This window comes from Amycolatopsis lurida, assembly GCF_900105055.1.
Taxonomy (GTDB): Bacteria; Actinomycetota; Actinomycetes; order Mycobacteriales; family Pseudonocardiaceae; genus Amycolatopsis; species Amycolatopsis lurida.
The window spans coordinates 960,756-975,631 of the sequence record NZ_FNTA01000004.1; the positions used below are offsets into that span (position 1 = coordinate 960,756).

The 14,876-nt window shown below is 69.6% G+C and carries 13 protein-coding genes; 5 read left to right on the plus strand and 8 right to left on the minus strand.

The genetic code is table 11. The annotated features are described in order from the left end of the window. Nucleotides 1–164: 164 nt before the first annotated feature. Entirely contained in the window at nt 165–1,727 is a 1,563-nt protein-coding gene (locus tag BLW75_RS09580; RefSeq protein WP_034311830.1) for a deoxyguanosinetriphosphate triphosphohydrolase family protein, read from the minus strand. Nucleotides 1,728–1,770: 43 nt separating this feature from the next. Here BLW75_RS09580 and BLW75_RS09585 point away from each other — a divergent pair, with 43 nt between their 5' ends. Both BLW75_RS09585 and BLW75_RS09590 read left to right on the plus strand, forming a co-directional pair. Then, entirely contained in the window at nt 1,771–2,898 is a 1,128-nt protein-coding gene (locus tag BLW75_RS09585) for a lycopene cyclase family protein (RefSeq protein WP_034311829.1), read from the plus strand. Between the two features lie 72 nt (nt 2,899–2,970). Beyond that, nucleotides 2,971–4,656 carry a GGDEF domain-containing protein gene (locus BLW75_RS09590; RefSeq protein ID WP_034311828.1) on the plus strand — a complete coding sequence of 562 codons (1,686 nt, stop codon included), beginning with the start codon at nt 2,971–2,973 and terminating at the stop codon, nt 4,654–4,656. Nucleotides 4,657–4,744: 88 nt separating this feature from the next. Here the strand turns inward: BLW75_RS09590 and BLW75_RS09595 are convergent, their stop codons facing one another. The 3 genes from BLW75_RS09595 to BLW75_RS09605 are packed head-to-tail and all read right to left on the minus strand — an operon-like array spanning nt 4,745 to nt 7,864. After that, nucleotides 4,745–5,905 carry a sulfotransferase family protein gene (locus BLW75_RS09595; protein ID WP_034311826.1) on the minus strand — a complete coding sequence of 387 codons (1,161 nt, stop codon included), beginning with the start codon at nt 5,903–5,905 and terminating at the stop codon, nt 4,745–4,747. A gap of 10 nt (nt 5,906–5,915) precedes the next feature. Beyond that, a complete protein-coding gene (locus BLW75_RS09600; RefSeq protein WP_034311825.1) occupies nt 5,916–6,698 on the minus strand; it encodes an SDR family oxidoreductase in 783 nt (260 codons plus the stop codon). Continuing rightward, nucleotides 6,695–7,864, minus strand: coding sequence for a DUF1214 domain-containing protein (locus tag BLW75_RS09605; protein ID WP_034311823.1), 1,170 nt, complete (start codon nt 7,862–7,864; stop codon nt 6,695–6,697). Before BLW75_RS09605 ends, BLW75_RS09600 begins: the two co-directional genes overlap by 4 nt. 87 nt (nt 7,865–7,951) lie before the next feature. Between BLW75_RS09605 and BLW75_RS09610 the strand changes: the two genes are divergently transcribed. Continuing rightward, entirely contained in the window at nt 7,952–8,839 is an 888-nt protein-coding gene (locus BLW75_RS09610; RefSeq protein WP_034311822.1) for an IclR family transcriptional regulator, read from the plus strand. A gap of 148 nt (nt 8,840–8,987) precedes the next feature. Here the strand turns inward: BLW75_RS09610 and BLW75_RS09615 are convergent, their stop codons facing one another. Continuing rightward, complete coding sequence (locus BLW75_RS09615; RefSeq protein ID WP_034311821.1) at nt 8,988–9,455, minus strand: nuclear transport factor 2 family protein; 468 nt, start codon at nt 9,453–9,455, stop codon at nt 8,988–8,990. Between the two features lie 77 nt (nt 9,456–9,532). Here BLW75_RS09615 and cysD point away from each other — a divergent pair, with 77 nt between their 5' ends. Together cysD and cysC are read left to right on the plus strand one after the other, a co-directional pair. Continuing rightward, entirely contained in the window at nt 9,533–10,441 is a 909-nt protein-coding gene (cysD, locus tag BLW75_RS09620) for a sulfate adenylyltransferase subunit CysD (protein WP_034311819.1), read from the plus strand. Continuing rightward, a complete protein-coding gene (gene cysC, locus BLW75_RS09625) occupies nt 10,441–12,267 on the plus strand; it encodes an adenylyl-sulfate kinase (protein WP_034311818.1) in 1,827 nt (608 codons plus the stop codon). The genes cysD and cysC overlap by 1 nt, the downstream gene beginning before the upstream one ends. A 143-nt stretch (nt 12,268–12,410) precedes the next feature. Here cysC and BLW75_RS09630 read toward each other — a convergent pair whose 3' ends face one another. From BLW75_RS09630 to BLW75_RS09640, 3 genes are read right to left on the minus strand one after another with little or no spacing between them, the layout of a single operon-like run. Further along, entirely contained in the window at nt 12,411–13,064 is a 654-nt protein-coding gene (locus tag BLW75_RS09630) for a response regulator (RefSeq protein WP_034311817.1), read from the minus strand. Continuing rightward, nucleotides 13,061–14,290, minus strand: coding sequence for a sensor histidine kinase (locus BLW75_RS09635; protein WP_034311816.1), 1,230 nt, complete (start codon nt 14,288–14,290; stop codon nt 13,061–13,063). Before BLW75_RS09635 ends, BLW75_RS09630 begins: the two co-directional genes overlap by 4 nt. A gap of 9 nt (nt 14,291–14,299) precedes the next feature. Further along, nucleotides 14,300–14,869, minus strand: a complete 570-nt coding sequence (locus BLW75_RS09640; protein WP_034311815.1) for a TetR/AcrR family transcriptional regulator — start codon at nt 14,867–14,869, stop codon at nt 14,300–14,302. Nucleotides 14,870–14,876 lie beyond the last annotated feature (7 nt).

Below are 14,876 nucleotides of genomic sequence, written 5' to 3' on the forward strand. Positions count from 1 at the left end.
TCCTGGGCGCGTGCCCCGACTCACGCTGACCGACGCCGGCGATCACCGGCTCGATCAAGCTAAGTACCGGGCGCGCACCGGCGGCAGGAGCCGTTCGGGTGACGTCGGATGGAGATTTTCCGGATTCGGCCGCAGACCGTGGGCCGTTCAGGGTAATCGCGTCGTCACAGGACGAACGAGTCCGACCACGGCTGGGAAGCACGGCCCGACAAGCCGTCCAAAAGGGTCACCGCCTGCTTGTCCGTCAGCGACGCCACGAAGTCGACGACCGCCCGCCCTCGTGCCAGTCCGCGTACGGCGTCGGCACCGGTGACCGGTTCCCCCGTCGCTCCGATGAGCAGTTCCGGTGAGGTCCGCGCGAGCGCGGAGAACTCGGACTGCGCCAATTCCACCAAATCGTGCAGCCGTCGCGGGAGCCGGTAGAACTCGTCGCGGTCGAGCAGCCACGCGTCGAGCGCGTCGACCAGCGTGGTCACCAGGCTGGCCTGTCCGCGTTGGTGCAGCGCGAGTTCCGGGCGCAGCAGCACGAACCGCCGGTGCACGAATTTCAGCACCTGAACCTCGTGCCACTGGGCGGGGCGCAGCGTGAGATGCCCTGTCCGGGCCGAAGGCGAGGCCACCACCTGGACGCCGTCGACGAGCCGCGCCGTCCACTTCGAGGAGAAGGCGGCGGTGGCCTGCTCCGCCTCGATGGAACCGTCGAAGCCGGTGGCGAGCAGACCGTCGACGAGTTCGGCGCGGACACGGGCGACGGCGCTGGTGAAGGCGTCGTCGTCGACGATCCAGCCGTCCTTGGCGTGCATCCGGCGGCGCAGCCGTTCCAGCGAACGGCCCGGCAGCCGCCGTTCCGCGGTCAAAGTCGCGTCGTCCAGCCCGGCCAGGTCCAGCGCGTGGTCGACCCAGCCGGAGAACTCGGCGGCGACCGGCGCGTGCTGCAGGACACCGATCCGGTGGAAGTCTTGGAGGTCGTGGATGGCGTAGGCGATGTCGTCGGCGGTGTCCATCACGGACGCTTCGACGGTCTGCTGCCAGGGTTCGATCCGGCCGTCGAACGGGGCCCGCGCCTGGGTGAAGTCGTCGAGTTCGGTGCTGTAGGCGGAGAATTTGCTCGCACCGGTGCCCGGGGCGTCGGCGGGCTCGGCCGCGCCGCGCGGCTGGACGGGCATCGACGTCGGGTGCGGGTCGGGTACGTGCAACCGGGCCCACGGGTACTTCAGCACGGCGGCACGCACCGCCGTGGTGAGGTCGAGCCCGGAAGCCGACGGGCCGCGCACGTCGGTGGTGGTGATGATCCGGAACGACTGCGCGTTGCCTTCGAAACCGTCGGCGAGGCCGAAGCGGTGACGGGCGATCCGGTCCAGGGTCTGCTCGCCGAGGTGCCCGAACGGCGGATGTCCCAGATCGTGCGCGAGCGAGGCGGCCTCGGCGACGTCCGGATCGCAGCCGCCCAGTTTCGCGGCGAGTTCGGCGGAATCGCTGCTCGCGTTGATCCGCTCGGCGATGGCGCGCGCGACCTGCGCGACCTTGAGGCTGTGCGTGAGCCGGTTGTGCAGCAGCCCAGCGCCTCCGGCGCTGACGACCTGGGTCACGCCGCCGAGCCGGGCGAAGAACGGCGAAGCGGCGATCCGGTCCCGGTCGATCCGGAACGGGCTCGTGGCGAGGTCGCTGAACCCGGCGTTCGCGCTCTCCGGATCGCGCCGCCACGCCCTCGGGTCCGTCTGTTCCATGCGTCACACGGTATCCGTCGGGGCTTTGAGAGACACTGCCCAGGTGGCGGACGTGGTGATCGCGGGCGGCGGCCCGGCCGGACGCGCGCTCGCGCGTGCCTGTGCCCGGCGCGGTCTGGAGACGACCCTGATCGACCCGGCGCCGGGCCGACGCTGGCGAGCGACCTACGGGTCGTTCGCCGACGAGCTGCCCGCGTTGCCCGGAACCGCCGTCGCGTGCGCGCCATCGACCACGCTCGCCTTCGGGACCAGGCCACACATCCTGGATCGGCGCTACCTGGTGCTGGACAACGGCGGCCTGCGCACGTGGCTCGACGGGGGCTACGACGTCGTCGCCGGGAAGGTGTCCGGTGTGGACCACGGCGGTCAAGGTTCGTCCGTGCGCCTCGAGGACGGACGAATCCTCGCGACCGGCCTGTACGTCGACGCGTCCGGTGTCCGGTTGCGAGGCGACCGGTACGAACAGACGGCGTTCGGCGCCGTCCTCCCGGCCGAGGACGCGTTGCGCCTGGTGGACGACCCGGACACCGCGGTGTTCATGGACTGGCGCGAGACCGAGTCCGGATTCCTGTATGTACTGCCGCTCGGCGACGGCACCGTCCTGGTCGAGGAGACCTCACTGGCCCGCCGGCCCGGCCTGCCGCTCGACGTCCTGGCGGCGCGGTTGCGAGCCCGTCTGAAGGCCGTCGGGCTGACGTCGCGCGGGCGCGAAGAACGCGTGCGCATCGTGCTCGACGCGCCGGTGCCGCGACGCGGCCGGACCGTGCCGTTCGGGACCGCCGCCGCCCTGGTGCATCCGGCGACCGGGTACAGCGTCGCGACGTCGATCCGGCTCGCGGAAACGGTGGCCGACGCCGTGGCCGCGGCTTGGGATCGAGGTCCCGCCGCGGCGGCGTCGGCGGCGCACCGGGCACTGTGGCCGTCTTCGGCGCGCGCCGTGCACGGATTGCGGCGGCACGGGCTGCGGGCACTGTGCGGAATGCCGCCCGAACTGGTCCCGGTGTTCTTCGATCTGTTCTTCACCTTGCCCACCGCGCTCCAGCGGGCATTCACCAGCGGTCGCGAAGATGTTTCGGGTAACGCCGAAGCGATGTCGACGCTTTTCCGGCTGTCACCATGGGCAGTAAGAAAACACCTGATCGGGTGGCGTGCGTTACGCCGTTCTAGGTAACCCGGGTGCCTTCGCGATGAACATCAGTTGACACGTATTTCGTTTCCCGCCGCCAGCGGAGAACATGCGCTTGTGACGTTGCAGATCGCTGTCCGCTTCGCTTACCAGCCGTTGTACAGCCTGCACACCGGTGGCGTCGTCGCGTTCGAAGCACTGGCACGGCCAGGCCGCGGCACCGCCCACGAACTGCTCGCCGACGCCCGGCGCAGCGGCAGGCTGGCCGAGGTCGACGTCGGCCTGGCCGCAGAGGCCGTCCGGCAGCTGCGTGAACCGCAGGCCGCCCTCCCCCTGCACCTGAACCTGTCCGCACGGACGGTGGCGGCACCACCTGCGCATTTCGACCCGCTGACCGAGGCGCTCAGCCTGGTGGGCCGCCGGACCAGGGACGTCGTGCTGGAGATCGGGCCGCCGTTCACGCAGATCCCCGCCGACCTGCTGCTCACCGGGATGCGACGGCTCACCGACCTCGGGTTCCGGCTCGCGCTCGACGGCCTCGGCCGCGGCGACCTCCCGCTCACGCTGCTCGCTTCGGCGCCCGTCGACCTGGTGAAACTGGACCGCAGCGTGCTGCGCGGCCTGCCGCGCGACCCGGCCGCCGTCGCGGTGGTCGAGGCGGTGCTGCACTTCGCGTCGCGCACCGACAACCGCCTGGTCGCGACCGGGCTCGAAACCACCGAGCAGCTGGAGTCCGCCCGGCGGCTCGGCGTGCGGATCGCGCAGGGCAACCTGCTCGCCCCGCCGGACGGCGACCACGCGCCGCTGCCCGCACCGGACGCGCCAGGGCCGTTCATCCCCGGTACCGCCCGCGCCCGCCGCGTCGGCGACTTCCTCCGGCCCGCGACCACGCTGCCGGAAGACGCGACCTGCGACGACGTGCGCGAGGTGCTGGCCGCCGCCGACGGGCCGAGCGGCATCGTCGGCATCGACGACCGGCACCGTCCACAGTGGTCGATCGACCGGACGCGGTTCCTGGTCGCGGTCACCGGGTTGTACGGCCACGCCCTGCACGCCAAGCGGCCGGCTTCGCGGCTCGCCGACCGGCCGCACACGATCCACGCCGACGCGAGCGCGCTCGAATTCCTCGAACTGGTCACCGACGCGGACTGGGGCCGGACCGGCGACGACGTCGTGGTGGTCGACGACCGCGGCCGGTGTGTCGGCGTGGTGCTGGTGAACGAGGTCGTCCGCGGGGTCGCGGAGGCGAAGGTCGAAGAGGCGGTCTCGCTGAGCCCGCTGACCCGCCTGCCCGGCAGCGACGCCGTCGCCAGGGACGTCGACCGCCGGATCAACGCGCGGGAGCCGTTCGTCGCGGCCTGGCTGGACGTCGACTCGTTCAAGACGGTCAACGACACCGCCGGGTTCGCCGCGGGCGACGACCTGATCCGCGCGCTCGGCCGGACCCTCACCGACCTGGAGGCCCGGCTGCGCCGGATGCGCGTCAGCCACGTCGGCGGGGACGACTTCCTGATCGCCTGCGACGTCGACGAGATCGGCACGGTCGCCGCCGCGCTGCTGGACACGGCTTGGTCGGCCGACGGGCTGCCGGTGACGGTTTCGCTGGCGACCCTGGTGTGCGGGCACGGCGCGATCCGGTCCTACAAGGACGCTTCCCGGCTCTTGGCGCCGCTGAAGAAGCGGGCCAAAGAGGTTCCCGGGTCGAGCTGGGTGCTCGGGCGGCCGGGCTCGGACCGCGTCGAGGTCCTGCGCGGGATCACGACGCGCGGCCTGCCTTCCCAGCGCGCCGCCGCCGGCTTCTGACCCCTCCCGCAATTCGTCATCTACTTGCGCTCCTTGCGCGGGCAAGGACCATCGCAAGTAGATGACGAATTGCAGGGGGGGGGGAGGTTCAGAGGGCGTAGGCGGCGCGGTAGGCCGAGAAGCGTTCGTCGACCTCACCGGCGGTGAGCCCGAAGTCCGCGAGGTCGTACCGGTGCACGGGTTTCCTTTCCCCGGAGCGGCTTTCGGCGTGCACCACGGCCATCGCGTCCCGGGCGGCGTCGCTCAGCGGCAGCCCGAAATGCCGGTAGACGCCTTCGACCGTGCCGATCGGGTCGGCGACGAAATCCTCGTACCGGACATCACAGAACTGCGCCGGATCGTGGCGTTTCCTTGCCTCCAAAGACTTCTCCGCACCGCGCGCCCAGAGATCCAGCTGGCTGCGGCCGATCACGTCGCCGCGGAAGACATCGGACCAGCCCGCTGAGGCCTGCTCGTTCAGGCTGCACACCGACGCGACGATCGTGCTCGGCGCGCGATGGGTCTGGACGATCAGCGCGTCCGGGTACACCTCCAGCAGCGCGTCGAGCGCGAAGAGATGGCTCGGGTTCTTGAGCACCCACCGCCGCCCGGCGTCGGGCAGGCCGATGAGCTGCAGGTTGCGCCGGTGCCTGCGATAGGCGTCGGTCCAGCTCTGCCCGTCCAGCCAGCGCGAGTACGAGGGCACGTGCGCGAGACATTCGTAGGACACCGATTTCAGCGACTGCCGCAGGAGCTGCCAGCATTCCTCCACCTGATCGGCGGACATATGGTGCAGGCCCATGAATTCGGGGTGTTCGACGTGGTGTTTCTCGTAACCCGCCTGTATCCCTTGGAAGACCGGGTTCTCCGCCCAGGTCTCGCGCGGCGGACGGGGTTGCGGCACTTCGGTCAGCCAGACTTCCAGCCCCTGGTGTGCCGGGTCCTCGGTGAGGAGCCGGTGCAGTGCGGTGGTCCCGGTGCGCGGGAGACCGGTGACGAAGATGGGGCGTTCGAGGGGAACGTCGGCATACTCGGGATTCCGCTTCCACGAGGCCTCGCTCAACGACCTCGCCACCAGTGCGCCGCGCAGGAACGCGCGATGGATCTTGTTGCCGTACGGGGTCAAACCCGCCTCGCCGGCGTACGAATCCAGCAGCACGCGGAGGCCTTCGAGATGGTCCTCGCCGCCGAAGTCGTCCAACCCGGTGAGTTTCGCCGCCGACGCGTGCAGATCCTCCACGGTGCCGACGTTTTCCCGCCCTGGCAGCATGTTCTCCCTCTCAGTGGTGGTATTCGCCGGCGTTGACGTCGAGGCACTGACCGGTGACGCACCGGGCGAGCGACGAGGCCAGGAACACGACGGTGTCGGCGATCTCATCCGGTTCCGGCAGGCGGCGCAAGTCGATCGTCTCGGCCGTCTCGGCGTACACCTGCTCCGGCGGCACCCCGCGTTCCTTGGCCAGATAAGCGAAATACCACTTCAACGAATCCGCCCAGATGTAACCCGGCGCCACGGAATTGACCCGGATCCCCCGCGGCCCGAGTTCCGAGGCGAGACTCTGCGCGAGCGCGAGCAGGCTCGCCTTCGCCATCTTGTACGCGCCGAACGTCCGCCGGGAATGCCGCAGCACGGCCGAATTGATCATCACCACCGAACCGCCGCTCTCGGCGAGCGCGGGCGTGAACAGGCGCGTGAGCCGCAGTGCGGCGAGCACGTTGGTCTCGAAGCCCGCCCGCACGTCGGCGAGATCGACGTCGGCGAGATCCATGATCGGCGGGATGGCGAAGGCGTTGTTCACCAAGGCGTCCACCCGGCCGAAGGCCTTCAGCACGGCCTCGGTGAGGTTCGCGGCCGAAGCGTCGTCGGTGATGTCGGCGGGCACGGCGACCGCGCGGCGGCCGAGCGCGTCGACCTCCCTGGCGACCTCGGCGAGCCGGGATTCGGTGCGGGCGGCGAGGACGACCTCCGCCCCCGCCGCGGCACAGCGCACGGCGATCGACCGGCCGAGCCCCGGCCCGACCCCGGAGATCACGATCACCTTGTCCTGCAAGAGATCCGTCATCCGAGCATCCTCGCCGCGACGGCCTTCTGACGGGCCGAGATCCGGTCCGCCCACTCCTGCGGGGTCACCCGCGCCTCGTCGTGGAACGGCAACCGGTCGGCGAGTTCGCCGAACTTCACCACCTCGACCTCGGGACCGTCGGCCTTCTCCAGCGCGCGGGACAGGCGCTGCCACCGGATCTGGACGTACCCGCGGTCGTGCCCGGTGCGTTCGAGCCAGTTCGCCAGGCCGGGATCGCGTTCGCTGATCACGAAGCGGATCTTGCCGTCCGGGTCGACCCGCGCCTGGTCGGCGGTGAGGCTCGTCTGGTGGTTGATGTAGTCCAGCGACAGATACCAGACGCTGCCGAGCTGGATGCCCTGATACGGCGCGTCCGATCGCGGCACCGTCACGATCATGACCTCTTCGTCGCCGAGTTCGTAGTGCCCGGCCGACGAGTACTGCGTGGTCAGGCCGCCCGGCGTTGGCCGCGGCTCGGTCATCGTGTTCACCGGCAGGTTCAGGTAGAACCACTTCGGGAAGGCGAGGAACGTGCGGAGCCTGCTCAACAGGATCTTGCCGCTCACGCCGTAGCGTTTGGCCAGCCCGTCGCGGGTGAGCGGCGCGGGCGCGCCACCCGCGGTGTCGGCGCACTGGATCTGGATCGTGCCGCGGCGTTCGGTGGCCCAGTCGCTGTAGACCTCTCGCACCACGAGCATCGACGAACCCGGGCCGAGGACGAAGTAGTTCGGCCCGGGGTCGGGTTTCGCCGGCCCGAAGCGGAGTTCGAACGAGCCGTCCTCGGCGATCTCGATCTCGCGGTCGTCGAAGGCGGCGAGACTGTCCGGCACCTCGACGGGCGAGTAGTCGCCGTTGAGGACCTGGAAACTGACGTCGGCCGTGCTCCCCCGCGTCCCGGTGACGACGTATTCGCGGTCCTCGCGGATGTTCGCGTTGAAGTACAGCGTGTCCGGGTTGTCCAGGCCCATCTTCGTGTACGGGCCGGTGGACTGGGTGAAGAACGGATAGTCCCGTTCGTAGGCCCACGCCATCTGCAAGGAAGCGCGGATGCTGCCGGCGAGGTAGTCGTACCCCTCGACCAGATCCTGTTCGGTCCGGATGTGCGGCGCCTCCGCGATGACCTTTTCGGCTTCGACGATCGCGTCCGCGAACGGTTGAGTGAGCACCGGCGACTCCCCATACTGGTACAAATACGTACCGACTTGGTACGTTCTTCGTATCATCAGACTAGAACGCGTTCTAAGGATGGGTCAATGACCCGACGCTCACCGCCCACCGAGCGAGTCGTGCGGCTGCTCGACTTCTTCACCGCGCACCCAGGCCGCCGCTTCGGCCTCTCGGAACTCGCGCGCGAACTGGACCTGGCGAAACCCACCTGCCTCGGCATCGTGACCGAGCTGACGGCGGGCGGCTACCTGGTCCGGGACCCGCAGCCGGTCACGTACCGGCTCGGCCCGGCGATGGTCGCGGCCGGCCGCGTCGCGAGCGAAGGATTCGGCGCGAGCGAGGTCGCGCGCCGGCATCTGGAGGAGCTGAGCAGGCGATATGGCGCCACGTGCACGGCGTCGGCCGTGGTCGGCGACCGGATCGTGATGGTGCAGAGCGCCGGTTCCGGCCGGGTCAAACTCGGCGAGACTTATCCGTTCGCGCCGCCGGTCGGCCTGATGTACGTGCTGTGGGACTCCGACGCGGCGTTCGACGCCTGGCTCGCCAAACCCCCGACGGTGCCGGTACGGCTGGACGAAGCGCATCTTCGCCGCGTGGTCGCCGAATGCCGGGAGCACGGTTACCTGGTGGAGAGCCTGACTTCCGCGGGGCGGCGGCTCTACGCGCTGATGGCGGGCGTCGACGCGGAGGAACTCCCGCCGGAAGTGCGCGGACTGGTGGGGGAACTCGTCTCGAGCCTCGGCGAGCGCGTCTACCTCGGCGCGGACCTGGAGCCCCGTCGCAAGCACGCGGTGAGCCTGCTCGCCGCGCCGACGTTCGACGCTTCGGGACGACAGGAGCTCGTGCTCACCCTTTCGGTCGGTGAACCGATCACCGGCGCGGAGATCGCGCGGCGGGGCGCGGCGCTGGTCGCCACCGCCGACGCCGTCACCGCCGAATCCGGCGGCCGTCACCCCCGCGTTCAGTCCTCTTAAATGCGTAGTCGCGCGGTCAGGGACGTAACACGTGTGAGGCCGGAATCGGCACTGTCTTCCGGCTCCGGACACGCGTGGTACGGCTTCAAGCACGCATGTTCCGGGTTCGCGCGAGCCCGATCGCCGCACTGAGAGGACTGAAGGCGGCTCAGGAAGACCAGCGGTTCGCGGTGAGCTTCAGGCTCGGCACGTCGTCCATCGACATCATCGTCTCGTACAGCCGGTCGTACTGGGTCGAGGCGGTCAGCCACACGCCGTCCACCCGCCGGTAGGTGTCCTCGTAGTACGCCGCACCCTCGATCACCACCCGATGTTCGGGCACGATCACCTTGTCCCGCATCAGCCAGGTGCCCGTCGCGGTGTCGCCGTCGACGTCGATCTCCGGCTGCCCGGCGAAGTGCACCGTCGTGATGCCGGGACCGACCGCGTTCCGGAAGAACTCGACGATGGCTTCACGGCTTTCGAAAGTCAGCGGTTTGCCGTACGACGGCGTGCCGTAGCGCGCGTGCGCGTCGGCGGTCAGGGTCTCGGCCATCTCGTCCCACAGCTTGAGGTCGAGACAGCGGAGGTAGCGGGCTTTGAGGCGACGGATCTCTTCGAGCGCGACCAGGTCCATGCCGACAGCGTCCCCCAGCCCTTGACCAAGCACAAGAACTTGTTCTACTTTTCTGATCTCGAACCACGGAGGTCACGATGGCGTCCCCGGCATACGAGCTCACCCATCTCGAAGCACTGGAAGCCGAAGCCGTGCACATCTTCCGCGAGGTCGCGGCGACCTTCGAACGGCCGGTGCTGCTGTTCTCCGGCGGCAAGGACTCGATGGTGATGCTCCACGTGGCGGCCAAGGCGTTCTGGCCGTCGCCGCCGCCGTTCCCGGTGATGCACGTCGACACCGGGCACAACTTCGACGAGGTCATCGAGTTCCGGGACCGCACGGTCGACACCTACAGGCTCCGGCTCGTCGTCACCAGTGTCCAGGACGACATCGACGCGGGCCGGGTCGTCGAAGACCCGAAGGCGGGTCGCAACCGTCTCCAGACCGCCGCCCTGCTCCGGGGCATCCGCGAGCATTCCTTCGACGCGGTCTTCGGTGGAGCGCGGCGTGACGAGGAGAAAGCCCGCGCGAAGGAGCGCGTGTTCAGCTTCCGCGACGAGTTCGGCCAATGGGACCCGCGCAACCAGCGCCCAGAACTCTGGGACCTCTACAACGGCAGGCACCGCAAGGGCGAGCACATCCGTGTCTTCCCGCTGTCGAACTGGACCGAACTCGACATCTGGCAGTACATCGAAGCCGAGAACGTCGACCTGCCGTCGATCTACTACTCGCACCGGCGTCCGGTCGTCCAGCGGGACGGCATGCTGCTCGCGCACACCCGGTTCCTCACCCTGAGCGAAGGCGAAATCCCTTACGAGGCAACGGTTCGCTTCCGGACCGTCGGCGACGCGACCTGCACCGGCTGCGTCGAGTCGACGGCGACGTCGCCGGGTGAGGTGGTCGCCGAGGTGGCGGTCAGCAGGCTCACCGAACGCGGCGCCACCCGCGCCGACGACCGGATCTCCGAGGCGGGCATGGAAGACCGGAAGAAGGAAGGCTACTTCTGATGAGCGCTTCGCTGGTCCGCCTCGCGACCGCGGGCAGTGTCGACGACGGGAAGTCGACCCTGATCGGCCGTCTGCTGTTCGATTCGAAGACGGTGTTCACCGACCAGCTCGAAGCCATCGAACGCGTCAGCCGCGACCGCGGCGAGGCGTACCCGAATCTCGCACTGCTGACCGATGGTCTCCGCGCGGAGCGCGAACAAGGCATCACCATCGACGTCGCCCATCGCTACTTCGCCACGCCCCGGCGCAAGTTCATCATCGCCGACACGCCGGGGCACGTGCAGTACACCCGGAACATGGTCACCGGCGCGTCCACCGCGGATCTCGCGCTGATCCTGATCGACGCCCGCAAAGGCGTGCTCGAACAGTCGCGGCGGCACGCGTTCCTGGCCAGCCTGCTGGGCATCCCGCATCTGGTGCTGTGCGTCAACAAGATGGACCTGGTCGGCTGGTCTCAGGAACGCTTCGAGGAGATCCGCGAGGAGTTCCGCCGCTTCGCCATGAAACTCCAGGTGCACGATCTCACCTTCGTGCCGATGTCGGCACTGCACGGCGACAACGTCGTGCACCGGGGCGCCGGTATGCCTTGGTACGAAGGGACTTCCCTGCTGCACCACCTCGAGCAGGTGCATGTCGCCTCGGATCGCAACCTCATCGACGCGCGATTCCCGGTGCAGTACGTGATCCGGGAGCACAGCCGTGATTTTCGCGGCTACGCGGGCACCGTCGCGGGCGGGGTGTTCAAACCCGGCGACGAGGTCGCCGTGCTGCCGTCCGGCTTCACCACGACGGTGCGCGCGATCTGGGGTCCGGGCGGCACCACCGTCACCGAAGCCTTCGCCTCGCAGGCCGTCACGATCGAACTCGAAGACGACCTCGACCTCGGGCGCGGTGACCTGATCTGCCGCCCCGGCAACCGGCCCCACACCAGCAGGGACGTCGACGCGATGGTGTGCTGGTTCTCGGAACAAGGAACTTTGAAAGCAGGGAACAACTACGTCGTGCGGCACACCACCAGGGAGACCAAGGCCGAGATCCGCGACCTGGACTACCGGCTGGACGTCACCACCCTGCACCGCGACGAGACCGCGGAATCGTTGTCACTCAACGAGATCGGCCGGATCCGGCTGCGCGCACGACAGCCGCTGCTGTTCGATTCCTACCGCCGCAACCGCTCCACCGGCGGCTTCCTCCTCGTCGACGAGCATTCCGGGGCGACGGTCGCGGCGGGCATGATCACCGGCCCGAGCGTGACCGCGTCGAACGTGGTCTGGCATACCGCCGCGGTCAGCAGGGCGGAACGGGCGACACGCGGGCTCACCGTTTGGCTCACCGGGCTTTCCGCGTCCGGGAAGTCGAGTGTGGCCGTGGAACTGGAGCGGCGGCTGGTCGCGTCCGGCAGGCCCGCGTACCTGCTGGACGGCGACAACCTCCGGCACGGGCTGAACGGGAACCTCGGTTTCAGCCCCGCCGATCGTACCGAGAACGTCCGCCGTGTCGCCGAGGTCGCGAAGCTGTTCGCCGACGCCGGAGTGGTGTCGGTGGTCTCCCTGATCAGCCCGTACCGGACCGACCGCGAACTCGCCCGCGCCGCGCATGAGGCGGCCGGGCTGCCGTTCCTCGAAGTCTTCGTCGACACCCCGCTCGAAGTCTGTGAAGACCGCGACCCCAAGGGGATGTACGCGAAGGCGAGGGCGGGCGAGATCAGCGGGTTCACCGGGGTCGACGCTCCCTACGAGCAGCCGGAGAACCCGGACCTGGTGCTGCGCCCGGAAAACGGCGATCCGGCCACGATGGCCGCGCTGATCCTCGCCGCCCTGGAGTAGCTGAACTCATGGTGCCCCGCTGCGAAAGCCACTTTCGCACCATCGGCCGACGGTGAGGTCGGCACCTCCGCTTCCCCTTCAGCCACTGTTGGCCGCCCGATACGGAGCGGTCGCGTAGGTGCGGGCGGTGACCGCCGTCGGCTTCAGCCCGCCGGCGTGACGAATCCGGTGTCGTAGGCCTTGATCACCGCTTGGGTCCGGTCCCGCGCGCCGAGTTTCGCGAGCACGTTCCCGACATGTGTCTTGACCGTCTGCACGCCGAGGTACAGTTCGCCCGCTATCTCCACATTGGACAGTCCGCCCGCCATCAGCCGCAGCACCTCGCTTTCGCGTTCGGTGAGCCCGGCGCCGGCGAGGCCGTCCTGCGGGCCCCGGTTCGCCTGCTGCGCGGCCAGCCGCCGGATCGCGGCCGGGAACAGCAGCGACTCCCCCGCCGCCACCGTCCGGATCGCCGCGACGATCTCCTCGGGCCGCGCCCGCTTCAGCAGGAAGCCGCTCGCGCCCGCGAGCAAGGCGTCGTATACGTAGTCGTCGTTTTCGAAGGTGGTCACCACGATCACCTTCGGCGGCTTGTCCATAGTGGACATCAGATGCGCGGTCGCGCGAATGCCGTCGACCGACGGCATCCGGACGTCCATCAGTACGACGTCGGGCCGGAACCGCGAGACCAGCCCCGGCACCTCGGCGCCGTCGGACGCTTCGCCCACGACCTCCAGATCGGGCTCGGAGGCGACGATCGCCCGCAGCCCCGCCCGGATGAGCTGTTCGTCGTCGACCAGCAGTACCCCGATGCTCATCGCCGTTTCCCCCATGGCACCGCCACCTCGACCTTCCAGAATCCGTCCGCCCGGCCCGCGGTGATCGTGCCTCCGAGCACTTCCACCCGTTCCGTCATTCCCCGCAGCCCCCGGCCGCCCCCGTCGCGCGACGGCGACGCGGCGCCGAGCGGGTTGGACACCCGCAGGCGCAGCAGCTCCGTTCCGGCGTCGACGAGCACCGTCACCGGAACCTTACCGGCGTGCCGCAGCGCGTTCGTCAGGCATTCCTGCAAGATCCGGTACGCCTCGCGGGAGACGACCGGCGGCACCGAGGACGGTTCTCCCCGCACCTCCGCCGCCACCTCGGCGCCCGCCAGCCGCGTCGCTTCGACCAGCGCGGGCAGCTCCGCCAGCCCTGACTGCGGTGTCCGTGACGACGCCTCGTCACGCAGCAGCCCGAGCACGTGGTCGAGGTCGTCCAGCGCGGCACGGGCGGAGTCCTCGATGGCGGTGAGCGCCTGCTCGGTGAACTCGGGATCCGACCTCAGCGTCCGTCGCGCGGCCCCGGCCTGGATGGTCACGACGCTCAGCGCGTGCCCGACGGAGTCGTGCAGTTCGCGCGCGAGCCGGTTGCGTTCGGCGAGTTGTTCGGTGCGCTTCTCCAGCTGGGCGATCCGTTCCGCGGCCGAGACCCCCAGCAGGCTCTTGGCGCAGCGGGTCAGCACCGCGCCCGCTCCCCACACGACGTAGGCCAGCGCGACCACGCCGAGCAGGCACGCCAGCGGGATCCACGCGCTCGCCCAGCCCTTCGGCACCTCGATCGGATCCTCGGTGGAGAGGGTGATCCGGCCGGTGAACGGGGCCGCGACCGTGAACCCGAACGCGACCGGGACGAGCAAGCTCACCAGGCTGACGACACAGCCGGTGCTCACGTGCAGCAGGAACATCGCGGTCGACCGCAACCGGACGGGCCAGCTCGACGCGGGCCCGAACGTCACACCGGGCACGGGATCGTCCAGGAGTTCCCGCACGGCCGCGCCCTCCAGCACCCGGACGGCGGGGATGAACGACGACGCGACCATCACCAGGACGACGGTGACCAGCGCGATGACGAGGCCGCGTTCCACCGTCACGACGAGGGGAAGCACCGACGGCACCACGATGGCGGCGAAGAGGATGTACGGCACGCTCAGCGCGCCGCCGAGGATGAAAAACACCCAACGGCGGTAGGTCGCCCGGTCGACGAGCGGGCCGAAAAGTCGCATGCGCTCTTTCTAGCGCGTGCCGGCCGGGCGCGGATCCCGCATCAGTACCTCCGCGATCTCCCTCGCGAGGGTGACCCGATGGGCGTCCCCGTCGATCCCGGTGTGCGCGACAGCGCCCTCGACGAGGAGGAAGAGCTGCTCCGCGAGCCTTTCCGGATCGTCCGCGTACGGGGCGTCCTCCCGGATCAGTTCGGCGAACTTCGCCCGCACGGCCGCCTTGTGCCGCCGGATCACGTCGAGTCCGGGATGCCCCGCGGGCAGTTCGGCGGCCGCGTTGAGGAACGCGCACCCCCGGTCACTCCCGAGCCGGGGGTGGTCGATGTAGGAGTCGAAGACCACGAGTGCCCGGGGACGATCGGCTTCGGCCAGCCGCTCTTCGAGGTACGCCCACCAGACGTCGTGACGACGTCGCAAGTACGCGACGGTGAGCTCCGTCTTCGACCCGAAGCACGCGTACAGGGTCTTTTTCGTGACGCCGGCGGCTTCGGCCACGGCCGCGACGCCCACCGCGTTGAGGCCCTCTCGGTAGAAGAGCTCACTCGCGGCGCTCAGGACACGCTCGCCAGCTGGGGTCAGCATGGCGCCG

Excerpts from the sequence above, each read along its gene's own strand:
- BLW75_RS09580 (WP_034311830.1), bottom strand. The coding sequence starts at position 1,727 with ATGGAACAGACGGACCCGAGGGCGTGGCGGCGCGATCCGGAGAGCGCG.
- BLW75_RS09595 (WP_034311826.1), bottom strand. The coding sequence starts at position 5,905 with ATGCTGCCAGGGCGGGAAAACGTCGGCACCGTGGAGGATCTGCACGCG.
- BLW75_RS09600 (WP_034311825.1), bottom strand. The coding sequence starts at position 6,698 with ATGACGGATCTCTTGCAGGACAAGGTGATCGTGATCTCCGGGGTCGGG.
- BLW75_RS09610 (WP_034311822.1), top strand. The coding sequence starts at position 7,952 with ATGACCCGACGCTCACCGCCCACCGAGCGAGTCGTGCGGCTGCTCGAC.
- BLW75_RS09615 (WP_034311821.1), bottom strand. The coding sequence starts at position 9,455 with ATGGACCTGGTCGCGCTCGAAGAGATCCGTCGCCTCAAAGCCCGCTAC.
- cysD (WP_034311819.1), top strand. The coding sequence starts at position 9,533 with ATGGCGTCCCCGGCATACGAGCTCACCCATCTCGAAGCACTGGAAGCC.
- cysC (WP_034311818.1), top strand. The coding sequence starts at position 10,441 with ATGAGCGCTTCGCTGGTCCGCCTCGCGACCGCGGGCAGTGTCGACGAC.
- BLW75_RS09630 (WP_034311817.1), bottom strand. The coding sequence starts at position 13,064 with ATGAGCATCGGGGTACTGCTGGTCGACGACGAACAGCTCATCCGGGCG.
- BLW75_RS09635 (WP_034311816.1), bottom strand. The coding sequence starts at position 14,290 with ATGCGACTTTTCGGCCCGCTCGTCGACCGGGCGACCTACCGCCGTTGG.
- BLW75_RS09640 (WP_034311815.1), bottom strand. The coding sequence starts at position 14,869 with ATGCTGACCCCAGCTGGCGAGCGTGTCCTGAGCGCCGCGAGTGAGCTC.